The 23873-nt window shown below is 36.0% G+C and carries 22 protein-coding genes; 14 read left to right on the top strand and 8 right to left on the bottom strand.

Features of this window, described 5'->3' with window-relative positions:
- Nucleotide 1: 1 nt before the first annotated feature.
- From B8967_RS21190 to B8967_RS21180, 3 genes are all read right to left on the bottom strand, one after another.
- A complete protein-coding gene (locus tag B8967_RS21190; protein WP_047494946.1) occupies nt 2-829 on the bottom strand; it encodes an endonuclease/exonuclease/phosphatase family protein in 828 nt (275 codons plus the stop codon).
- Nucleotides 830-914: 85 nt separating this feature from the next.
- On the bottom strand, nt 915-3113 hold the full coding sequence (locus B8967_RS21185; RefSeq protein WP_084087781.1) for a M1 family metallopeptidase: 2199 nt from the start codon (nt 3111-3113) through the stop codon (nt 915-917).
- Between the two features lie 77 nt (nt 3114-3190).
- Complete coding sequence (locus tag B8967_RS21180) at nt 3191-4072, bottom strand: SDR family oxidoreductase (protein WP_084087780.1); 882 nt, start codon at nt 4070-4072, stop codon at nt 3191-3193.
- Between the two features lie 126 nt (nt 4073-4198).
- Between B8967_RS21180 and B8967_RS21175 the strand changes: the two genes are divergently transcribed.
- Nucleotides 4199-6496 carry a GH92 family glycosyl hydrolase gene (locus tag B8967_RS21175; RefSeq protein WP_084087779.1) on the top strand — a complete coding sequence of 766 codons (2298 nt, stop codon included), beginning with the start codon at nt 4199-4201 and terminating at the stop codon, nt 6494-6496.
- 267 nt (nt 6497-6763) lie between these two features.
- Here the strand turns inward: B8967_RS21175 and B8967_RS21170 are convergent, their stop codons facing one another.
- Nucleotides 6764-8101 (bottom strand): dihydroorotase, encoded by a 1338-nt coding sequence (locus tag B8967_RS21170; RefSeq protein WP_047494938.1) that lies wholly within the window; start codon nt 8099-8101, stop codon nt 6764-6766.
- 100 nt (nt 8102-8201) lie between these two features.
- Here B8967_RS21170 and B8967_RS21165 point away from each other — a divergent pair, with 100 nt between their 5' ends.
- From B8967_RS21165 to ribA, 8 genes are all read left to right on the top strand, one after another.
- A complete protein-coding gene (locus B8967_RS21165) occupies nt 8202-9629 on the top strand; it encodes an oligosaccharide flippase family protein (RefSeq protein WP_084087778.1) in 1428 nt (475 codons plus the stop codon).
- Between the two features lie 144 nt (nt 9630-9773).
- On the top strand, nt 9774-10790 hold the full coding sequence (locus B8967_RS21160) for a sugar phosphate nucleotidyltransferase (RefSeq protein WP_047494930.1): 1017 nt from the start codon (nt 9774-9776) through the stop codon (nt 10788-10790).
- Between the two features lie 111 nt (nt 10791-10901).
- A complete protein-coding gene (locus B8967_RS21155) occupies nt 10902-11747 on the top strand; it encodes a lipoprotein insertase outer membrane protein LolB1 (RefSeq protein ID WP_084087777.1) in 846 nt (281 codons plus the stop codon).
- The gene (locus B8967_RS21150) at nt 11744-13306 is read left to right on the top strand and encodes a peptidoglycan DD-metalloendopeptidase family protein (RefSeq protein WP_084087776.1); all 1563 of its coding nucleotides are present in this window, start codon (nt 11744-11746) and stop codon (nt 13304-13306) included. Before B8967_RS21155 ends, B8967_RS21150 begins: the two co-directional genes overlap by 4 nt.
- 31 nt (nt 13307-13337) lie before the next feature.
- Nucleotides 13338-13550: a twin-arginine translocase TatA/TatE family subunit gene (locus tag B8967_RS21145; protein WP_047494921.1), complete on the top strand. Its 213-nt coding sequence runs from the start codon at nt 13338-13340 to the stop codon at nt 13548-13550.
- Between the two features lie 15 nt (nt 13551-13565).
- On the top strand, nt 13566-14180 hold the full coding sequence (locus B8967_RS21140; RefSeq protein ID WP_084087775.1) for a DUF4254 domain-containing protein: 615 nt from the start codon (nt 13566-13568) through the stop codon (nt 14178-14180).
- Nucleotides 14177-14638, top strand: coding sequence for a hypothetical protein (locus tag B8967_RS21135; RefSeq protein WP_047494916.1), 462 nt, complete (start codon nt 14177-14179; stop codon nt 14636-14638). Before B8967_RS21140 ends, B8967_RS21135 begins: the two co-directional genes overlap by 4 nt.
- A 15-nt stretch (nt 14639-14653) precedes the next feature.
- Nucleotides 14654-15250, top strand: coding sequence for a GTP cyclohydrolase II (gene ribA / locus B8967_RS21130; protein ID WP_047494913.1), 597 nt, complete (start codon nt 14654-14656; stop codon nt 15248-15250).
- A gap of 228 nt (nt 15251-15478) precedes the next feature.
- Here ribA and B8967_RS21125 read toward each other — a convergent pair whose 3' ends face one another.
- Entirely contained in the window at nt 15479-16024 is a 546-nt protein-coding gene (locus B8967_RS21125; RefSeq protein ID WP_084087774.1) for a hypothetical protein, read from the bottom strand.
- A 116-nt stretch (nt 16025-16140) separates the two neighbouring features.
- Here B8967_RS21125 and B8967_RS21120 point away from each other — a divergent pair, with 116 nt between their 5' ends.
- The 5 genes from B8967_RS21120 to B8967_RS21100 all read left to right on the top strand — a co-directional run bounded on the left by B8967_RS21120 (nt 16141) and on the right by B8967_RS21100 (nt 21298).
- Entirely contained in the window at nt 16141-17853 is a 1713-nt protein-coding gene (locus B8967_RS21120) for a glycoside hydrolase family 3 protein (protein ID WP_084087773.1), read from the top strand.
- Between the two features lie 4 nt (nt 17854-17857).
- Complete coding sequence (gene bshA, locus B8967_RS21115) at nt 17858-19006, top strand: N-acetyl-alpha-D-glucosaminyl L-malate synthase BshA (RefSeq protein ID WP_047494729.1); 1149 nt, start codon at nt 17858-17860, stop codon at nt 19004-19006.
- Between the two features lie 291 nt (nt 19007-19297).
- The gene (locus tag B8967_RS21110; protein ID WP_084087772.1) at nt 19298-20560 is read left to right on the top strand and encodes a DUF2851 family protein; all 1263 of its coding nucleotides are present in this window, start codon (nt 19298-19300) and stop codon (nt 20558-20560) included.
- A gap of 1 nt (nt 20561) precedes the next feature.
- Nucleotides 20562-20783 carry a PspC family transcriptional regulator gene (locus tag B8967_RS21105; RefSeq protein WP_047494723.1) on the top strand — a complete coding sequence of 74 codons (222 nt, stop codon included), beginning with the start codon at nt 20562-20564 and terminating at the stop codon, nt 20781-20783.
- A 2-nt stretch (nt 20784-20785) separates the two neighbouring features.
- Nucleotides 20786-21298: a GNAT family N-acetyltransferase gene (locus B8967_RS21100; protein ID WP_047494720.1), complete on the top strand. Its 513-nt coding sequence runs from the start codon at nt 20786-20788 to the stop codon at nt 21296-21298.
- Between the two features lie 119 nt (nt 21299-21417).
- On the opposite strand, the gene B8967_RS21095 is transcribed toward B8967_RS21100, so the two are convergent.
- The 3 genes from B8967_RS21095 to B8967_RS21085 form a co-directional block, all read right to left on the bottom strand.
- On the bottom strand, nt 21418-22152 hold the full coding sequence (locus tag B8967_RS21095; RefSeq protein ID WP_047494717.1) for an SIMPL domain-containing protein: 735 nt from the start codon (nt 22150-22152) through the stop codon (nt 21418-21420).
- A gap of 76 nt (nt 22153-22228) precedes the next feature.
- Nucleotides 22229-22945, bottom strand: coding sequence for a carboxypeptidase-like regulatory domain-containing protein (locus tag B8967_RS21090; RefSeq protein ID WP_228406276.1), 717 nt, complete (start codon nt 22943-22945; stop codon nt 22229-22231).
- A 117-nt stretch (nt 22946-23062) separates the two neighbouring features.
- Nucleotides 23063-23872, bottom strand: a complete 810-nt coding sequence (locus B8967_RS21085) for a hypothetical protein (protein WP_047494715.1) — start codon at nt 23870-23872, stop codon at nt 23063-23065.
- Nucleotide 23873 lies beyond the last annotated feature (1 nt).

Below are 23873 nucleotides of genomic sequence, written 5' to 3'. Positions count from 1 at the left end.
TTTAGAAAGAAAGCTCAGTAATCACCGGAAAGTGGTCCGATGGATACAGCAGGTTCTCTCTTCTGTCATTGATGTGTCTATTTGATTTGATTTTGAAACCTTTTGTAAAAATATAATCAATCCTTTCTTTAGGTACTTCATTGACATTAAAGGCTGTAAAGGTTCCTACCGGGCCATAATGTTTTGTTTCCGAATGATAGAAACTGTCTTTCATATGTTGAGAAAGAATCTTAATAGGTTCTGTATCATCTGTCAGGTTAAAATCTCCACTTAAGGTGACAGGAAGGTTTTTTGGATTAAGTTCTTTGATCTTTTTTATAATTAATTCCGAAGACTTAACCCTTGCCACATTACCAACATGATCAAAATGAAGATTCATTGCTAAAAATTCTTTTTTAGATTTTCTATCCCTAAACACAGCATAAGTACAGATTCTGTTCAATGCTGCATCCCATCCTTTGGAAGGTTTCTCCGGAGTTTCAGATAACCAGAATGTTCCGGATTTTATCACATCCAGCCTGTTGGTATCATAAAAAATAGCAGAAAACTCCCCCTTTTCTTTTCCATCATCTCTTCCTACCCCGATATAGTCATAATTCTTCAATCCGCTTTTAATATCTTTCATCTGCTCAGGAAGTGCTTCCTGAACTCCAAAATAATCCGGGTGATAGTAGGTTAGTAAATCTGCTACATCCTGCTTTCTCTGAGGCCACGCATTCTCTTTATCCGATTCTACATTAAGCCGGATATTAAAACTCATCACTGTAAGATCCTGTGAAAATCCCAATACAAAAAGCATTAGGAGCATAATTGAAAATCTGAAATTCATAGTTTATTTTATCAATAAGAGACAAAAATAAGACTTCTCTGTGACAGGGAAGTCTTATTCGTATGATAATATTGTTAAATTAAGATTATTCTTTATTGAATTTGAATTCTCTTCCTCCTTCTGTAAGCGTAATCATCTTTTTATCTTTACTGAAAACAACGGTCAGCTCAGCGGGGTCAAAAGTGAATTTATTATCCCCTACATATTCAAAAGGAAATTCCGGCTGCCCCATTACACTTCCCAAAAGTTGTCCGTTCTTCTCCACAAATGTGATCTTAAAATTGATCTCTTTGCTTGCATATGATCCTGTAAAATCTTTTGCATTAATTTTTTCCACAGGTTTTGCATCAGAAGATGCCCAAGTATTGTTTTTCGCATTAATATCGGGAACCACAGCATTCGGATCCAGTTTTACCTCATCTATTTCCTTCGCAGCCTCTACTTTGAAAGTCCATTCTGTATTTCTTTTCCAGACTTCCACAGGTATTTTTACCGTTTTCAGCGTTCCATCCTTGAATTTTACCTGAACAGTAGTAGGCATGGGTAGCTGTCCTAAATTTTCGACAGTCACCTCAGCCCCGTTCTTAAAATCGCCATTGATATATTTTACATTTTTAACCGCCTGATCAATTTTCCACTTATTAAAAAACCAACCTCTCCAAAACCAGTTCAGCTCTTCTCCGGAAACATTCTCCATCGTATGGAAGAAATCCCAGGGAGTAGGATGTTTAAAAGCCCAACGGTTGATATAAGTTCGGAATGCCTTATCAAATTTTTCAGGCCCCAAAATGGCTTCTCTTAAAACTGATAATCCTGTACCTGGTTTATAATAGGCTAAAGCGGCAATATTTCTTTCCTTCATATTATCCGGTCCCACCATTATAGGCTCCAGATTATCACCCATCAGATAGCTTCCTGAGCGGGCAAGGTTTGGTTTTTTATAATATTCTCCTTTATTAAAAGCTTCCGTTGACAGTCCGTTGATGAAAGTATTAAACCCTTCATCCATCCATGCAAATAATCTTTCATTAGAACCTACGATCATAGGAAACCAATTATGTCCAAATTCATGATCGGTAACCCCCCAAAGACTTTCTCCTTTTGAATCCATATGACAGAATACAATTCCGGGATATTCCATTCCGCCTTCATTTCCTGCAACATTAGTAGCTGCCGGATAAGTATATTCGTACCATTTATTTGAGTAGTGCTCTATAGCAGCCTTGGTATATTCCGTAGATCTTCCCCATGCTTTATCTCCTGCGCTTTCTGCAGGATATGCAGAAATAGCCAGTGACTTCTTCCCGCTTGGGAGATTGATTCTTGATGCATCTATGATAAACCCTGAAGATGATGCCCAGGCAAAATCCCTTGCCTGTACAATTTTAAACTTCCATGTTTTTGTTCCGGCCGTTTTATTTTTGCCAATTTCAGATTCAGAATGAATCATTACTGTTTTATCACTGTTTCTGGCTTCATTCCATCTGTTGATTTCCTCCTTAGTATAAACTTCTTTCTCATTAAGAAGCTCACCGGAGGCGACCACATAGTGATTAGCAGGTACTGTAATATTCGCTGTAATATTTCCATATTCCAAATAAAACTCCGATGCTCCAAGATAAGGCATCGTATTCCATCCCAATACATCATCGTAAACGCACATTCTTGGATACCACTGTGCCATGGTAAATATTTTACCATTTTTTGTATCCTGAACCCCCATTCTGTCTGACCCGTATTCCGGAGAGATAAAAGAATATTCAATGGCAATTTTTGCTTTACCTCCTTTTGCTTTCAGTTCCTTAGGAAGGTCAATCTGCATTCTTGTATCTGTAATGGTGTATTGTACTTCTTTACCGTCCAGTTTTACCGATTTAATATGATATCCTCCATTCAGTTCCTCACCATGGGCTCCGTTTCGGCTTCCTGACATAGGAACTACTCCATTTCCCCGGGAATCTTTTGCAAATAAATTCTGATCCAGCTGTAACCAAAGAAAATTCAATGCATCAGGACTGTTATTCGTGTAAGTGATTTCAGCAGTACCTGCAATTTCTTTTTTATCTTCATTCAGACTGACATTCATATGATAGTCTGCTGAATTCTGCCAATAAGCATGACCGGGCTGACCACTTGCAGAACGGGTTTCCGTACCTGTCTGAGGATAAAAAAATGGCTTAAAGGCCTCTACATAATCATATTTGGGGGCTTCCTGTGCATATACAGATCCTGAAAAAAGGAAAAATGCAACTGCAGAAACCAGGGTTGGAAGTTTACAATTCATTTAATTATTTTATACATAGGTAAAAAAAACTCCTGAAATTGTTACAAATTCAGGAGTCTTTTATTTATTTTTTTTATTTAATTTGATTTTTTAGACTTAATCATGGCTTCTAAAGCATCCCACATTTCCTGAGGAATATCTTCCAGCATATTAAACTCTCCTGCTCCCTGAAGCCATTCGCCACCGTCGATAGTTACCACTTCACCATTCATATAAGCAGAATAATCTGAGACAAGGTAGGCTGCCAGGTTTGCCAATTCCTGATGCTCTCCCACTCTTCTCAAAGGTACTTTTTTCCTCATATCAAATTTTTCCTGTAAATCACCAGGCAACAGTCTGTCCCAGGCACCTTTTGTTGGGAAAGGTCCAGGCGCTATCGCATTAAAACGGATTCCATATTTCGCCCATTCTACAGCTAAAGATCTCGTCATAGCCAAAACACCTGCTTTAGCACACGCGGAAGGAACAACATAGGCAGACCCCGTCCAAGAATAAGTGGTCACAATATTTAAAACAGTCCCTGCATGTTTAGTATCTATCCAATGTTTGCCCACTGAAAGTGTACAGTTCTTTGTTCCTTTTAAAACGATATCTAAAATAGAATCAAAAGCAGAATGCGTTAATCTTTCTGTTGGAGAGATAAAGTTTCCGGCCGCATTATTCAAAAGGATATCTATTTTACCAAACTCTTTCAAGGTTGCCTCTTTCATTGCTTCCACTTCATCCCAGTTTCTCACATCACAAGCTACACATAGAACTTTCCCTCCTGTTTCCTCTTCCAGCTCCTTGGCAGTAGTCTGAAGTTTTTCAATATTTCGGGAAGTGATCACCACATTGGCTCCTAACTCAAGGAAATATTTAGTCATGGCTTTTCCAAGGCCACTTCCTCCTCCCGTTACAATCGCTACTTTATCTTTCAGTGCGCCTTCACGCAACATTGGTTGTGTATATAAATTCATGTATAATATTTTTCTAAAAATAATAAATATTGAACGGATTGTCCCTAAATTAAATTTATAAATAATGCCATAAATAATATTCTTTATTTTTTTAATTAATTTTAGGCCCTAATAATATCGTTGCTCATGAAAAATCCGGGAACTGTTCTTGTTCTATCATTGTTATTTTGTAGTTCAAACTTTAGTGCTCAAAAGTTTGAAAAGTTATACCAATATGTAAATCCGCTCATCGGAACTGAAAAAATGGGACACACTTATCCCGGTGCAACTGCACCGTTCGGAGCAGTGCAGCTAAGCCCGGAAACCGATACCATTTCCTATGAACTCAATGGAAAATACAATGGTGATGTTTATAAATATTGTGCAGGATACCGCTATGAAGACAAAACAATTACAGGATTCAGTTCCACACACTTCAGCGGAACAGGACATTCTGATCTCGGAGATTTCCTTATCATGCCTACCGTCGGAAAACTGCAATTGAACCCCGGAACATCTTCTCATCCTGAAAGCGGTTACAGAAGCAGGTTTTCCCATCAGAATGAAAAAGCAGAAGCTGGATATTACAAAGTAAAACTCGATGACTATAATATTCTGGCAGAACTAACATCGACGACAAGAACCGGAGTTCACCGCTATACATTTCCTAAATCGGATCAATCCCACATCATCCTGGATCTAATGGCCGGAATTTATAATTATGACAGTAAAAATGTCTGGACTTATGTTCGGGTAGAAAATGGGAATACAATAACAGGATATCGTCAGACAAACGGCTGGGCAAGAACCAGAACTGTTTATTTTGCGATGACATTTTCAAAACCTTTTAAATCATATGGTCAGAAAAATTATGATGGAACACAGGTGTATAAAGGATTTTGGAGAAAATTTAACCAAACGGAAAACTTTCCGGAAATCGCTGGTAAAAATCTGAAAATGTATTTTGATTTTGACACCAATGAAAATGAAGCCATCGAAGTAAAACTGGCTATTTCTCCTGTAAGTCAAGTTAATGCCCTGGAAAATCTGGAAAAAGAAACCGGAAATTTATCTTTTGATCAGGTAAGAGCAAAAACTCAGGAAGATTGGAATAAGGAATTAAACAAGATTGTCATTCAGGGATCTGAAACTGAAAAAACTAACTTTTACACTGCCATGTACCATACTTTCATTAATCCGACAGTCTATATGGATGTCAACGGAGAATATAAAGGATTGGATCAGAATACTCATAAGGCAGAAGGTTTTACAAATTATACCACTTTCTCATTATGGGATACCTATCGCGCCCTTCATCCTTTTTTCAATATCATTCAGCCTAAGCGAAATAATGATATGGTAAAATCGATGATAGCCCATTATGACCAGTTTTCGATGAAAATGCTTCCCATATGGTCTCATTATGCAAATGACAACTGGTGTATGAGTGGCTATCACAGTGTAAGCGTTGTCGCGGATGCCATTATTAAAGGAAATTATACAGGTAATCCTAAAGAAGCTCTTAAAGCCTGTGTGGAAACTGCCAATAAAAGGAATTATGAAGGTATAGGTCAGTATATTGATTTGGGGTACATCCCAGCTGAAAAAAATGGAACTTCAGTTTCAAATACATTAGAATATGCTTATGATGACTGGGCAATTGCTCAGCTGGCAAAACATTTGGGTGAAACAGAAATTTATAATCAATTCATCAAACGTTCTGAAAACTGGAAAAATAATTTCGACGCAACCATCGGGTTTATGCGTCCGCGTCTGGCTGACGGAAGTTTCAAAAAAGATTTTGATGTATTAAGTACACATGGACAGGGTTTCATTGAAGGGAATTCCTGGAACTACAGCTTCTTTGTTCCCCAGAATCCTGATGAACTGATTAAAATGATAGGAGGCAGGAAAAAATTTGCCTCAAAACTGGATGAGTTGTTCACAATGCATTTGCCGGATGCATTTTTTGCAGATACGGAAGATATTACCCGGGAAGGAATCATCGGAGGATATGTACATGGCAACGAGCCGGCACACCATGTTGCCTATTTTTATAACTGGGCAGGACAACCCTGGAAAACTCAGTCACAAGTTCGACGTATTTTAGAAATGCAGTATAAAGCTACTCCTGATGGACTGGGAGGTAATGACGATACGGGGCAAATGAGTGCATGGTATATTCTGAGCTCACTTGGCTTTTACCCTGTTGCTCCCGGTTCAGAAGATTATGCAATCGGAAGCCCGGCCGTTGACCAGGCAGTCTTACATTTGGAAAACGGGAAAACCTTTGAGATAGAAGCAGTCAACCAAAGCCAAAAGAATGTATATGTTCAGAAAATTCTTTTAAACGGAAAAGAAATTAAAAATTTCACCTTAAAACATGCCGAGATCATGAATGGAGGGAAACTTACGTTTTATATGAGTAATAAAGCAAGGAAGTAACCGTTTCATAAAACCATCTATTATTCGTGGTTAATAAGTACAAACGTTCTCAGATTAAGCGAATTGAGTAGATGATTGTAAAAAATACACAGGCTCTTACCCTGTAAAAAAGGCTGCATTTAGCAGTCTTTTTTTGATTTTATATTCTGGGCTATCGCAGGTTTGGGCTAAAGCCAATGGATATTATAAAATTAAAAAGCGGGCTAAAGCCCGCTTCTATTGATATATTTATCACTAAATATCTTTCACAGTTTTACCTTTGGGGTATTACTTCTGAACTTCAAAAAGCAAACGCTCTCCAAACTTTTCTTCTGCAATTTTTCCGTTATCATACACCAAATGTCCGTTGACAAAAGTATGAGTTACCTTGGAATGGAAATTCATCCCTTCTAATGGGCTCCAACCGCATTTGTACAATAAATTATCTTTAGCAACCGTCCAGTTTTCATCCAGATCCACTACTACCAGGTCTGCTTTATAACCTTCTTTCACAAAACCTCTCTTCTCAACTCTGAAAAGGATAGCTGGATTATGACACATTTTTTCAACAATCTGCTCAAGAGATATTTTACCATTTCTATAATTCTCCAGCATCACTACCAATGAGTGCTGTACCAAAGGTGCTCCTGAAGGACATTTTGTATATACATTCTGTTTTTCTTCTGCAGTATGCGGTGCATGATCGGTAGCAATCACATCAATTCTACCATCCAATAAAGCCTCCCAAAGACCGTCTTTATCTTTTTGTGTTTTTACAGCAGGATTCCATTTAATTAAACCTCCTCTTGTTTCATAATCTTCATTGGTAAAGGTTAAATGATGAACACAAACCTCAGCGGTAATCTTCTTTTCTTTTAATGGAATATCATTTCTGAAAAGACTCATTTCCTTAGCTGTTGAAAGATGGAATACATGAAGTCGGGCTCCTGTTTTCTCTGCCAGCTCAATAGCTTTTGAAGAAGATTTATAACAAGCTTCCTCACTTCGTATCAAATGATGAAATTTTACAGGAATATCCTCCCCATATTCATCCAGATATTTTTGTGTATTAGCTCTGATAGTGGCTTCATCTTCACAATGAACAGCAATAAGCATTTTTGTGTTGCTGAAAATATTTTCCAGTGTTTCAGGATTATCAACCAGCATATTTCCTGTGGATGAGCCTAAGAATAGCTTAATTCCGGGAACATTTCGGGGATCGGTTTTTAAAACTTCTTCAAGGTTATCATTAGTTCCTCCCATCATGAAACCATAATTCGCATAAGCTTTCCGGGAGGCAATTTCATATTTATCAGCTAATAATTCCTGTGTAACAGCATTGGGAACGGTATTCGGTTGATCTATAAAACTGGTTATTCCACCGGCAATAGCTGCTCTCGATTCACTTTCTATATCTCCTTTATGAGTCAGCCCCGGATCACGAAAGTGTACCTGATCATCAATAACGCCCGGAAGAAGATATTTTCCTGAACCGTCAATGATCTGATCTGCATCTTCAGAAATACCAGTGCCTATTTTAGAAATTAAATCATTTTCTATTAAGATATCGCTTTCAAAGACCTGGCCTTCGTTGACGATTTTTACGTTTTTGATAAGAACTTTCATTTCAATTTATTTCCCGGTAAAATTAAGATTTTATGTTTTAATTACCTTCAAAATCACAAAACGAATACTTAAAGTTTTACATTTGTAAAAAATTTCGACTTTGTACAAGAAACTATTAGGACAAACAATCATCTACGGAGCAGGAGCTATAGCACCCAGAATAATTCTATTCATCCTTAATCCACTTTTGATCTATAAAATTCCCAATGAAGGTTTTGCAATTTTCACACAGCTTTACGCATGGATTTCATTTGTTAATATTATCCTTTCTTTCGGTTTTGAAACAGCGTATTTCCGATTTTCGGCTGAAGAAGGTAATGAAAAAAGAACCTTCAACACTTCGTTTTGGTTTTTGTTTTCAACTTCCAGCATTTTTCTGCTGCTATGTTATTTATTTAACCAACCGATTGCTGATTATTTAGGGTATCATGATAACCCTGAGTATATTAAATGGTTTGCTTTAATTGCTTTCTTCGATAATTTGCTGGTGATTCCTTTTGCATGGCTGCGTTTCCATAACAAACCTATCAAATATTCTGCAGTAAGAGTTGTTCAGGCTATATTCCAGGCTGTTTTTACAGCGGCATTATTCTTCTGGATTCCGGAAAACATATCAAAAAGTTTTGGTCTGGACCAAAATGTCGATTATCCGTTCTTTAGTAATTTAGCAGGAAGTGCTTTAGGTTTTTTATTATTATTTCCCATTATTCTAAAGGTAAGATTCCAGTTCGTAACCTCTTTGTTTGGACGTATGATTCGGTATTCATTTCCACTTATGTTAGCCGGTTTGGCTTTTATGGTCAATGAAAACTTTGATAAGTCAATTCAAAGAAATCATATTTCGGATGAAGAAGCCGGTGCTTATGGCGGCTGTTATAAATTGGCTGTACTGATGACATTATTTGTTACAGCTTATCGTATGGGTATTGAGCCTTTCTTCTTTAAACAAATGGATAAAGGTGATGCTAAAAAAACCTATGCTAAAGTAGCCGAATACTTTGCCTTTTTTGCCTGTGCTGTAGCCTTAGGAATTATTGCCAATATTGCATGGCTGAAAGATGTTTTTATCCCCAACAAATCTTATTGGATCGCAATAGACATTATCCCGATTATTGTCGTTGCCAACCTTTGCTTCGGAATATATTATAACTTTTCCACCTGGTATAAAGTAACAGACAGAACCAGCGTAGGAACCATAATTTCATGGATTGGAGCGTGCATTAACATTGCTTTAAATTACCTGGCACTAAACTATTATCACAGCATGATTGGCTCTGCATGGGCAACTTTTGGAGCCTATGTCATTATGATGATTATTTCTTATGTATTAGGTCAAAAATACTATCCGATACCTTACAGAATGAAGAAAATGTCGTTCTTTTTGATACTACTTGGAGCTTTTAGTTTTATCATTGTAAGATACCTCAACTATAATATCATCACAAGCAATTTATTATTTTTGATCTTCGTAGGAATTTTACTGTATTCTGAAAAAAATATTATTTTATCAAGAATCAGAAAGAATTAAACTTTGGTCTCTATTTTGATGCTTACAAAGCCTGAAAAACATTAAACAAAGCCATAAGCATGATAAATATTACGTTATAAAAACGTTTTAATTATTATCTTTAGCAAAAGGAATAAACTTAAACAAAACTTACTTATATAATTTATGAAAATTATTGTTCCAATGGCTGGACGTGGTTCCAGATTACGTCCACATACACTGACTGTTCCAAAACCTCTTATTCCTATTGCAGGAAAACCTATTGTACAGAGATTGGTAGAAGATATTGCTAAGGTAGCAGGAGAAGATATTGAAGAGGTAGCTTTTATCATCGGAGATTTTGGTCCTGAGATCGAAAGATCCCTTATTCAGATTGCTGAAAAGCTGGGAGCAAAAGGAAGTATATACTACCAGAATGACCCTCTGGGAACAGCACACGCTATAAAATGTGCTGAACAGTCTATGCAAGGAGATGTAGTGATTGCATTTGCAGATACTCTTTTCCGTGCAGATTTCCAGCTGGATAAAAACTCTGACGGGGTGATCTGGGTGAAAAGCGTAGAAGATCCATCTGCTTTTGGGGTGGTAAAATTAGATAATTACGGTTTCATTACTGATTTCGTTGAAAAGCCACAGACTTTTGTTTCAGATCTTGCCATCATTGGGATCTATTACTTCAACAGTGCTGAAAAGCTAATGAATGAAATCAATTATATCATGGATAATGATATTAAAAATGGTGGTGAATACCAACTGACTACAGCTCTGGAAAACCTTAGAGCGAAAGGGGCCAAGTTTACATTAGGAAAAGTAAACGACTGGATGGACTGCGGAAACAAGAATGCTACAGTAGAGACCAACAGTAAAATCCTAGCCTATGAAACTGAGGCAATGGCACACCATCCTGCTTCAGCAAGCATTGAAAACTCATTGATTATTCCACCTTGTTTTATTGGAGAAAATGTAAAAATTTCTAACTCTAAAATAGGACCTGGTGTTTCGTTAGGAAACAATACTGTAATTGTAAACTCTAATATTGAGCATTCCCTTATTCAGGAGAATACAAAAATCAACCACGGAAACCTTTCGAATTCTATGATTGGTAATTCTGCTCAGTATTTCGGGGTAGCGAGAGAAATTTCCTTAGGAGATTATTCCGTTTTGGATTTTCTATCTAAATAAATAAGATCAGAAATTATTTAACATAAATATAATATCATCAAACCACACAAAACATCTTGTGTGGTTTGGCGTTAATATTGCAACGTATTTTTTAATTGAAAAGATAAATACATGAAAAATTGGATTCCACTCCTTTTATTACTTCTTGCCTTATCATCCTGTAAAACAAGAAATGCCATTAAAAATAATAATGGCAACGCACAGGACAGTATTACCACTGCAGAAAATAATAAAAGTCCAAAAGATGTAAATGAACCGGTGAGCGATAAACTCACTTTTTTCGAGCATGTATTAATCCCACCAAAGTTTGAGCAGATCAAGATCGACAGTAAAGTCCGTGTAGAAACCGGAAGTTTTATACCTACCCTGGATGCAACCGTATATATCGAAAATGATAAAAAAGTATGGATGAACTTAAGGGCTGTATTCCTGAATGTGGCAAGAGGAATTGCCACTCCGGAAGGGATAAAAGGTCAGGATAAAGTAAACAAGGTCTATATTGATTCTGATTTTGATTATCTTAATAATCTATTGAATGTTAATTTCATCGACTATAAATCTTTGGAGAAAATACTGATGGGCAGAACTTTTGTAAAGATCAGTGACTCACAATTTACCCTGACTCAAAATGCACAGGGATATAAAATGGCCTCCAAGGTCAATCAGAAAATTGTCACTGACGAAAAAAACAGGGAGTATAAAATTGTCCTGCAATATGACACGAACTATGATTTACTGAGCGTAAACCTTAAAGATGTTTTATCTCCGGATGAGCTGGAAATTTCTTACAGTGACTGGAATGAATATGAAGGAATCCGCCTTCCAAAAAATGTTAAAATAATTATAAAAGGCTCAAAATCTAGTCAGATTTTAATGGAAAATACGAAATTTGACTTTTCGAGGATGGAAACAGCTTATTCTGTACCATCCAGTTATAAGAAAATTGAGATTAAATGATTAAAAAATTTAGCTTTTTAATAGGTATTTTGGTGTTCGGACTGCACCAGGGACAGCAGAATAAAGAACAGCTGCAAAAACAGAATGCCGAACTTAAAAAACAAATTGCACAAATAAATTCAGATTTAGCCAAAACCCGAAGCGAATCTAAACTTTCTTTAGCCTATCTCACCAACGTTAATCAAAAGTTAGTTTTAAGAGAAAAGGTTTACAATAATACCCAGAAAGAAAAAAGATTTATCGAAGATGATATCTACCTGCGCCAGCTGGAGATCAATCGTCAGAATAAGGAATTGGCAGTTCTGAGAAAAAATTATGCTGAAGTTCTTGTAAATGCTTATAAAAACAAAGGTGTACAAAATAAAGTAACCTTTATCCTTTCTTCCAAGAATTTAGGAGAAGCTATACGTAGAGTACAGTACCTGAAACAATATTCTGATTATCAGGATAAGAAAGCTGCCGAAATCACTGATGCAGCCAATCAGATCAAAAAAACAATTGCACAAAGACAAAACTCGGTAAAAGCAAAAGAAAATCTGTTGATCAACCAACAAAAAGATCTTGCAACGATTAATGCAGAAAGGGCACAAAAGGAACAGCTTGTTACTGAATTCAAAAAGAACGAGTCGAAACTTACGGTTGAGCTTAAACAAAAACAGGTTCAGTCTAAAGCCCTTGAAGGACAGATCAGAGCAATTATTGCTGAGGAAATAAGAATAGCAAAGGCTGAAGAAGAAGCAAGAAGAAAAGCGGAAGCCGAAAAAATCCGTTTAGCCAAAATCGCTGCAGAAAGAGAGAAGGCGAGAATTGAAGCCGAAGCTAAAGCCAGAGCCGAAGCGCTGGAAAGAGAAAGAAGATTGGCTGAAGCTGAAGCTAAAAGAGCTGCTGAGTTAGCCGCAAAAAGAGCTGAAGAAGAAAGAAAGCGTAATGAAGAGGCCGCCAAAGTAGAAGCCAGTGCGAGAGATGAAGCTAAAAGATTAGCCGCTAAAAAAGCATCAGATGAAGCTGCTGCTAAATCACGGGAAGCTGCCAATAAGCTGGCTGCCGCAAAAGCAGCAGAAGCTGCTCTTGCCAAGAGAAAAGAAGAAGATAAAAAAGCTGCGGAAACAAAGGCCATGACAAGCTATGGGGTTTCTACTTCTACCGGAAGCAGTTTTGCAGACAACAGAGGAAGACTTGGTTATCCTGCAGACAGAGCGGGACAAATCACCCACCGTTTCGGAAGACAGCCACACCCTGTTTTCAAAAATATTACAGAAGAAAATAACGGAATAAAAATTTCTGTTCCTGCCGGTACGCGTGCTAAATCTGTGTACCCAGGGTCAGTATCTTCAGTACTGGCAAACAATGATGGAACCAAAACTGTTATTGTAAAACACGGAAGCTATTTTACTATTTATTCCAACTTAGGAAATGTAAGCGTTTCTAAAGGACAACAGGTTTCTTCAGGGACTCCTGTAGGCACAGTAGCCCAGGATTTTGACGGTTCCTATACCCTTGATTTCCAAGTATGGAACGGAAGTACACCAGTTGATCCATTAGGTTGGATTTCATATTAAAAAAAGCTTAACTTTGTAAAAATTTTAAGAGATGAATACAATAACAATACTAGCCTTATCTTGGCAGCATATCCTTATCGTAGCAGTACTTTTGGTATTACTATTTGGAGGAAAGAAAATTCCGGAATTAATGAGAGGAGTAGGTTCAGGAATCAAAGAATTTAAAGATGCGGTAAAAGAAGAAGATAAACCAGGTTCTGAAAATAAAACTTCTTCTACAAATAATAATTCTTCCAGTAACTAATATTCCTTACGATTAATGAATTTCACTGAGACTGCATGGAAAGTCTTCAATCAATGTATTGAAGACTATCACGTGTCTGATAACGTTAACTCTCTAATTAATAACCCGTTCGAAATAGATAGTTTGGAACGGATTTTGTATGCAAAGAACTGGATTGATACCGTTCAATGGCATTTGGAAGATATAATTAGGGATGAAAATATTGATCCGGCTGAGGCTCTTCAATTGAAGAGAACAATAGACGCCTCCAATCAGAAAAGAACTGATCTGGTAGAATATATTGACAGTTGGTTCCTTACAAAGTTTGAAAATATAACTCCTAAACCTGAAGCAAAAATAAATACAGAAACTCCCGCTTGGGCAGTAGACAGATTATCAATTCTTGCTCTAAAGGTTTATCATATGTCACTGGAAGCGAATAGAGAATCTGCTTCTGACGAGCACCGCAAAAATTGCCAGGCTAAACTGGATGTACTGCTTACTCAGAGAGAAGATCTATCAACTTCCATAGATCAGTTGCTTGCTGACATTGAAAACGGTAATATTAAGATGAAAGTGTACAAACAAATGAAAATGTACAACGATGAAAGTCTTAATCCAATCCTTTATCAAAAAGGGCAACAGAAATGAAAAAACGATTTTTTTTTGGAGTACTAATTATAATAATAACTTCTTCCTGCGCAACGGAAAAGCTTAACCTTTCCCCGCTGTCGAATAATTTTTATAGTGAAACAAAAGGTTCTGATTCTGACAGAGGCTCAAAAAAGAGTTTCAATATCAATATCAAGGAAAATATAAACGCTTCTGAAATTTCAAATATAATTTCAACCTTTCCTAAATTTAAAAGTAATGGGTTGAATGATGAAATAACAAGCTTGAAATACAGCCTTCAGAACTATTTATATGCCATTGATGCGAATAACTCTGCCGGAAAGAGCAGAGCCCTTAAAAGCTTCGAAAAATCATATAAGAAAATACAAAAGCAAAGACAAAATCTTGATAGAGATGATGATGAGGTTCTCAACAGATACCTGGTTCGTTTAAAAACCAATATTTCTGTTATTGAAGATGCTTTACCAGGAAGTTAAAACAATTAACTATTAATGATCAAAACTCAGGCGGAGGCCAATGTTCCTACCGAACATGGCAATTTCCGAATGATAGCTTTCTCTGAAAATGAAAACGACTGGATGCCTCACATGGCTATTATCGCAGAAAACACAGATTTTTCAAAACCTGTTAATGTGCGTTTCCATTCAGAATGTATTACAGGAGAAGTTTTCCATTCAAAAAAGTGTGAATGCGGCCAGCAATTAGACGCCGCTATGAAATATATCCATGAAAATGGAGGAATTATTGTCTATCTTCGTCAGGAAGGCAGAAATATTGGAATTATCAATAAACTAAAGGCGTATTCATTACAGGAAAAAGGTCTAGACACTGTTCAGGCCAACCTTGAACTAGGACTTCCTGCTGATGACAGAAACTTTGGAGTAGCTATTGAAATCCTGAATCTATTAGAGGTAAAAGATATCAACCTGCTTACCAACAATCCTGAAAAGGTAAAATATGTGGTAGACAGTAATATTCACCTTAATTCACGGATTCCTTTACAAATTCCGGCTAATGAAATAAGCAAAGGCTATTTACAGACTAAAAAAGATTTCTTTGGACATCTCCTTGATGACAATGATAATTAAGATAAAACAGGCTTCAGAATCTATCTGAAGCTTTTTTATTTTTCTAAGACATACCTTATTTCATCACATGAGGCTCTGCACCTTTTTTGAGGAGCTTTCTGCCAACAAAAAAGAAATAGCTACACTTGGCTTCATCTTATTAGAGTTGATCCATTTTTCATATAAATCAAAAGCTCCAGGATTTCTCCCAGAGCTTTCTTTAATTATAAAAAACTGAAAAGATATTTCTTAATTTACTCTTGTAGATGAAACATTAGAATCATTAAGATTATAATATTTTACTACTGCGTTATAATCGCTATAATCTACAGGTGGAGTTGCATTAGCTGATTTTAGGTTATTACCTGAAACAGCTGGAACTAATACAATTCTGAATCTTTGGTTATTTAACCAGTTGGTTTTCTCTGTAGAAGTTGTACCAGTAGTTAAATCAAAGTTCCAATTTTCTAATCTTACCTGTACATTCTGAGTATCAAAAACAAAATTGTATTCAAATACTCTATTCGTAGGCATGCCTGTTACATTGTCTAACACTACCGTTTTAGGAATTTGTTGCCATGCACCTCCGGCATCTCTATAAACCAGTACTACATCTGTATTCTGAATAGCAATACCTTGCTTGAATGCAAAATTATTACTGCTATTAAATGTACCTGTAACATCTTTTATCTGGGCATTGACCGTATTTTGTACGACAACATCATCTTTGTTATCACAACTGAAAGACAAAAAGCCAACTCCAGCTAATAATATAAATGGAAGAATTTTTTTCATTTCTATTTAAAGTTTAGTTATTATTTATATTGCGTATTCAAATCATATACCAAAAATTTAAAAAACATTGTTTTCGTCATTTTTTTAATTGTATTTTTGTTCTTATTCAAAAAGTCATGAAGAAAATAGTATATACTTCACTCTTTATTGTTGCACTGATAAGCCCAAAGATTAAAGCTCAGTATCAGCCCAAAAACACATCTCAGGAAGATTTGAAAAAGGCACAGCAATGGGTAGAAAAAACGTATAAAAATCTTTCTCAGGATGAAAAACTGGGACAACTCTTTATTGTTGCATTATATACTAATAAAGGAGAGGATTATATCAATCAGGTAAGAAATATTGTTACAGCTGATAAAATAGGTGGTTTGATCTTAATGCAGGACGATGCAGCTAGAGAAATCAACCTTGTCAATGAGTTTCAGCAGAAGTCCAAAGTTCCGTTGATGATCGGAATGGATGCTGAATGGGGGCTGTTCCAAAGAATAGCAACTGCCCACAAATTTCCTTGGGCAATGACATTAGGGGCAATTCAGGATAAGAATTTAATTTACCAGATGTCTGCAAAAATTGCAGAAGATTGCCACAGGATGGGTATTAACTGGGATTTTGCTCCGGTAGTAGATGTCAATACGAATCCAAACAATCCTATCATTGGTAACAGAAGCTTTGGATCAGAAGTCAATAATGTGATTGGATCTGCTCTATCCTATTCTAATGGTCTTCAGGACAACAATATATTAGCTGCAATCAAACATTTCCCCGGTCATGGTGACACCAATACAGATTCACACCTTGATCTTCCCGTTGTTTCTCATAACCTCAGCAGGCTTAATACTATAGAATTAGCACCATTCAAAGCATTAATGGATAAAGGAATCGGTGGTGTAATGGTTGCTCATTTATATGTTCCGAGTTTAGAATCAGGGAAAGGAATTCCAGCTTCAGTCTCTAAAAATATCATTACAGGTTTATTGAAAGACCAATTAGGGTATAAAGGATTAATCATCACAGATGCTCTCAATATGGGTGCTGTAGCCAATAAATACAAACCGGGAGAACTGGATGCCATGGCCTTCAGCGCAGGAAATGACATTATGCTTTTCTCACAGGGCGTCTCTGAAGGTAAAAAACTGATTCAGAAAGCCATAGATAAAGGAGAAATCCCTCAATCCCGGGTGGAAGAAAGTGTAAAGAAGATTTTGCTTACAAAATACTTTTTAGGACTGACTCAATACACCCCCAAAAGTCCTGATAACATCAATGCTGACCTGAATAATGATTCTCATAAAACATTAGTTCAGAATTTATATGCCAATGCCTTAACTTTATTAAAGGATGATCAAAAACTTCTTCCTGTTGCCGGGAAACAGATTTATTATGTTCCTTTGGAAGAAGCCCCTTACCAAACTTTTGCCAATAGAATGGGGTCAAATGTCATTATAAAAAAAGCAAGCGAAATCAATACAATTCCGGCAGGTTCTACTGTAGTTGTAGGCTTTCATAAGGACAACTCTACGGCTTACAAGCCTTACAAAATATCAGCAGAGTCTAAGAAAACGCTTAGTGATCTGACAAGAAATCAAAAAGTAATCCTCAATGTATTTGGAAGTGCTTATGCTTTAAAAGACATTGATATTTCAAAAGTATCAACGGTTCTTGTTTCTTATGAAAACAATGATGATTCTATGAATGCGACAGCCGATGCTTTGAACGGAAAAACAAAAATATGGGGAAGACTTCCTGTACTGGTAAATGACCAATTACAACCAGGCATGGGTATAGATCTTACCCCTACTCTATCTTTAACAACATCAAAACAACAATAATCTAATGAAAATAGGCATACTTTGCTATCCAACATATGGTGGAAGCGGAATTGTAGCAACAGAATTGGGAATGTCACTTGCCAATAAAGGATATGAAGTGCATTTCATCAGTTCTGCACTTCCTGCAAGATTAGACATTACCAATCCAAATATTTTCTTTCACAGGGTAAATGTTCAAACTTATCCCCTTTTCCAATATCAGCCTTATGATATTGCGTTAAGTTCTATGATCTACCGGGTTGTCAATCTTTATAAGCTTGACTTGCTTCACGCTCATTATGCCATTCCTTATGCCTATGCAGCATTTACAGCTAAACAAATGCTTCGTGAGGATAATAATGATATTCCTTTGGTAACAACTCTTCACGGAACAGATATTACCCTTGTGGGGCAACATCCAAGTTATAAACATGCTGTAGAGTTTTCGATCAATCAGTCGGATGCAATTACTTCGGTTTCCGAAAGTCTGAAAAAAGATACCCTTCAGTTTTTTAATATCAAAAAGGAAATACAGGTTATTACCAATTTTATTGACAATTCTGAATTTGATGACTGTTCTGAATGTCAAAGAACACAGTTTGCAAATCCGGATGAAAAAATACTGATCCATGTCTCAAACCTTCGTCCTGTGAAGCGTGTAGAAGAGGTACTTCAGATTTTTAAAAACGTAAATAAAAAGGTAAAGTCAAAACTGATCATCATTGGAGAAGGTCCTGATATGGAAAAAGTAAACCAATTTCTGGAAGAAAATCCTGATCTTATCTCCAAAATACGTCTTTTAGGTAAGGTTAATGATCTTTATAAAATATTACAGCTTTCAGATGTATTTTTACTGCCTTCGGAGCAGGAAAGCTTTGGGTTAGCCGCTCTTGAAGCAATGGCAGCTTACACCCCTGTAATCAGCTCCAATGCCGGAGGAATTCCTGAAGTAAATATTCAGGGTGAAACCGGTTATTTAGCAGAAATCGGGAATGTGGAAGCTATGAGTAACTATACCATTAAGCTATTGAGTAACGACGATCTTTTATCCCAAATGAAAGAAAATGCAAAAGAACAGGCTATAAAATTCGATTTGAAAAACATACTTCCTATTTATGAGGAAATGTACAGAACAACCATAGAAAATTTTAAAAAGGAACTAACGAAAGTATAGTATTCTTTTAAAAGGTATGTGGACATATAAATTAAGGCTCAGATGATTATCTGAGCCTTTTATATGGACTATTTCTTTATTTATTTTTTAGTATGAATTATCTATCTGTTTGCAAATAAGGATCCTTATAATCTTTAACTAAAATGAAGGAAAAAATATAAAAAAACAAGTAAGGAATTTCTTTTATAAATATATTTTCTACACCGCTTTAAATATATAGAATGCCTGTCATAAATTTTAAAAAGGAGCTGATAAGAGTAGTATTTTTCTGCTATATTTATTGTTATACTTATGGCAGAAAAATTACTTCAATATCTTTGGAACTATAAGATTTTCCAAAATTTTGACTTCAAGGATATTGAGGGGAACTCTGTTGAGATCATTAGTTTTGGAAAATGGAATAAAGATGCTGGTCCGGATTTTCTGGATGCTAAAATTAAGACAAACGGTCTGGTTATCGCCGGGAATATAGAACTTCACGTCCGTTCTTCTGATTGGATTTTCCACAACCATTCTCCGGATCCCAATTATCAAAATATCATACTTCACGTTGTTTTCCAGCATGACCTGGAGATCAGCGAACATACTGAAAAAAACGTCCCTACCTTAGAACTGAACAAGTATATTGATGAAAGTGTAATACATAAGTATGAAAAATTCATTGATGGCAACCAGTTTATAGCCTGTGAAAAAATTTTTGACTGCAACAAAATTCCGGTTCATTTTCACGAAGGAAACATTCTGAAAAAATTGGACGAAAAATCTCTTGAACTTGAACATAACTTATCTCATCACAAAAATAATTTCGAAGCTGTTTTATTTCACAGCCTTGCCTACTCTTTCGGATTAAAAGTGAATGCTCATATTTTCAGACAGATTGCCGAAAGTATTGATTTCAGTATCATTAATAAAATCCGGCAAAATCATCTGCAGCTGGAAGCTTTATTCTTTGGAATTTCCGGATGGCTTGATATTCCTCTGGACGGGCAGATGAAAATATGGAAAAGAGAGTTTGATTTTCTTACAACCAAGTTTATGCTATCCGATTTAAAACTCCATCCCAAGTTTTTAAGATTAAGACCTCCCAACTTTCCGACAATCCGTCTCTCCCAATTGGCAGACCTTTACAACAGACATCAGAATTTATTTTCAAAAATAATCAGTGTTAGAAATGCTGATCAGCTTTATGAAGTTTTTCAGCCTGTAAAAGCTTCTGAATATTGGGACTGTCATTTCAATTTCGGAGCCATTTCAAAACCTACTCCCAAAATATTGAGTAAGGATTTTATTGATCTCCTCATTTTAAATACTGTACTTCCGTTAAAATATACTTACCACCGGTATCACAATGAAGAAATAGCCGATGAAATTCTGGAATTCTACACGCATATTACTGCAGAAAAAAATTCAGTGATAAGCGGATGGAAAAATCTGGGTCTCGATATAAAGAATGCATTGGAAAGCCAGAGCCTGATTTATCACTACAAACATTCCTGTGAAGAAAAAAATTGCTTAACTTGCAGTATTGGATTTAAACTATTAAAAGAATCTTGAAATGCTGAGTAATATCCGTCATAAAATGGAGAGAGAATGGTTTGGTGTTCTTACAAGAACAGGAGCTAAACTGGGAATACCTGTATCTAAATTAAGGGTTTTCTTCATCTACTCTACTTTTGCTACCGCCGGTTTTTTCTTTCTCATTTATTTGGGATTGGCATTTACTTTGTGGATTAAAGATATTTTTATCACAAGAAGACCAAGCGTCTTTGATTTATAATTATGGAATTTTTACCGATTATTAATGCTGAGGATGATAGAGTTCAGGAAATCTATAATTCTTATATCAGCACGTTTCCTGTAGACGAACAAAGAGATAGAGAACAGTTTCTGGAACTATTTTCAAATCCACAGACAAAAATCATGTCTGTTGTTCACGAATCTGAAGCTATTGGCTATCTCATCTTATGGGAAATGAGCTCTTTTGTTTTTGTAGAACATTTTGAAGTTTTTGAAGCCTTCAGAAGTAAAAAACTGGGCTCACATATTATGGGATATCTATTGGAAACCTATCCTAAAATCATTTTGGAAATTGAACCTGCAGATTTGAGTGAGGATGCGCAACGCCGTTATTCCTTCTATCAACGAAACAGTTTCAGCCTGATTGATACTAACCACATACAGCCCAGCTATGGTGAAGGAAAACAGTCTTTACACCTATGGCTGCTTGCCAACTATGCTCCTGAGAATGTAGAGGAGCTTAAAAATGAAATTTGTGATATTGTATATCCTTAACATAAGAACGCCGGAATATTTCCGGCGTTTATTTTTATATTGGTTACAGATTGCTAAAAGGATTTTTGCATATGTCATTTTTAATTGTGCAACATTATCTACCTAAGCAATTGATATTTCTAATTCACTTGATATTCCAGCTTTATGGTAATACTGGCTTCTTTATCTTTGGAAGAAGTATTGAAAGTACCTCCATATGAATAATCTTCATTGGAATTGGGAGCAGTGATCTGAATAACTCCCATTGTTGCTTTTTTAAGATTCCCCAGGCTACTACCTGAGTTTTCCGCAATTTTTTCAGCCCGTTCTTTAGCATCTTTTGTCGCACTGGCTATCATTTCCTGCTTTACAGTCGCTAACTTGGTATAAAAATAAGAAGGTGAAGAAGAGGTAAACTCAATTCCACGATTGATAATTTCGGTAATATTTCTCGAAAGGTTTTCAATTTTAGCCACTTCCTTACTTTCAATAGAAACTTTTTGAGTCAGGTTGTATCCCGAAAACTCACCCTGTACATAATTTCCATTGGAATCGTTATAACTTCTAAACTGCTTCTGAATATCTACCGATGAAAATACAATTTCAGCTTGCTTAATTCCTTTTGAAAGAAGATAATCATTGATCACCTTTCTGTCCAAAGCCAATTCATCATAAGCTGATTTAAGATCCATATTGTTTTTGGAAAAACTTCCGGACCAGGTAATAAGATCGGAAACAAACTGTTTTGTTCCCAGACCTGTAACGGAGATGGTATTTTCAGATTTATTTCTGTTTTTGATAGCATTTCCTAAAAAGCCAAGCCCTATTACAAAACCTAAAGCCCCTATTGCTACTGCAATACTATTTTTATTCATAAGATTTGTGGATTTGATTGATTTAATATCAGTATTGCATCAATTACCATTCCAATATTTTAAGATTTTCTTAACATTATTTACCACTCTTCTTCAGCCTCTCAACATACAAAGGAATGGTTTCTTCCAGCCTCAGCAGAACACCCGATAGATTTTTTGCTTTTACATAGGTACGTACCTGAGGTTTGGCAACAAATGAAAATTCTATAAATTCTGAGATTCTATCTGCCGGAATTCCGACTTTTGTAAAATAATCATCTTCCACTCTATCTCTAATCCAGGCAATATGTTCCTGTAAATCATCATATCTGTACAACCTTTTTTGTTTTCGGGCTTTACCACTTATCAGATCATAAGCTCCCTGAACATTCAGGTTTCCTAAAAGTATGGGCAGCAGAACCTGCTTCACTTCTGCTGGTTTTTCTCTCATTTTTCCAACAGGCTGTGGTAAACCTACTGCATCCCGAACTATTTCTCCTTTGTCTGCTTTAGCCACAATTCTGGAATCCTGTTCAAGATCACCGGTCAGTCTTTTTACGATTTTCACTTCTTCTATTTCTTTGGGAATCTGAAATAGCTGTATTAACAGCTGAGAATTAACTCCATCTGTAAGAACTCTTTTAGACTGTCTTCTGAAATCTTCTTTTACAAACCTGAGTTCATCATTTGAAGATGCTTCAATAGAAAACATTCCCAATGAATTGGAATATACTTTTTTATCGGTAGACATATTGATGACCGTTACTCCACTTAAATCTTCATTATTATCATCAATAATTCTTCCTGTTATCATTTGTTGAGAAAACAGAGCATTACACAGAAAAAGGAATAAAAGAAAAATTCTTTTCCTCCAAAAAACATTTATATTCTCAACAGTAGTAACCAATCTTTATTTAAAATTTTATCTGATTTATTTTTCCCAGCTATCCAGTTTATGCAGCTTTCGGTATTCTCCAAAGGCCACTTTTATTTCATATTCTACCACATCATTTTGAAAATCCTTCCTGTAGTTTTTTGCCAGCATCCTGGTTTTATTGGCATAGAGAAGGAATCTGTCAATCTGCTCTTCATCCATACCATATTTTTTCAGAAAATCCAGATTGATTTCACTTTTTACTCTGGTAAGAAAGTTTTGAGTTTCATTATAATCTGCTTTAGTGATCTTCGGTTTTGATGCCTTCTTAATGATCCCTGAAATAGCTTTAAAAACGCCAGCTACATTTACCTGACCGGCATTAAAATCATGTCCGGTAAATGTTTTGGAGATCGTATGATCCGGCATAGGCTCATTGAGGGGGCTTTTCATATACATTGTTATATCAGATTTTAAGGCCTTTAATTTTCCGGATTCACTTAAATACTTAGAGTCTTTTGCCAGATTTCCTGTGGGCTTATAAACAATCTCCACTTCAGGGATCTGTATTTCCATTCTTTTCAGAATTATATGTAACGGTGAGGCTAAATCTTCTTTTGTAATCTTCTTTTCAAAACGATAATAGCCTTCTTTTACAAATCTGACTTCATCATTTTCCGAAGCATCAATGGTAAACTTTCCCGACATAGTGCTAAGGGAGCTTTTCTGAGCAGAAATATTTATTATTAAAACAGGATTTACATGTATAGTACTGCCGTCTGTAATTTGCCCTGTAATGCTCTGTTGTGAGAACAATTTTCCGGCCACAAATAAAAATATCCAGCACAATTTAACGAAAGTCTTCATA

This window comes from Chryseobacterium sp. YR221 (assembly GCF_900176315.1).
Lineage (GTDB): Bacteria > Bacteroidota > Bacteroidia > Flavobacteriales > Weeksellaceae > Chryseobacterium > Chryseobacterium rhizosphaerae.
Note: the sequence above shows the minus strand (reverse complement) of the source record. Positions and strands in the feature narration are given on the sequence as shown.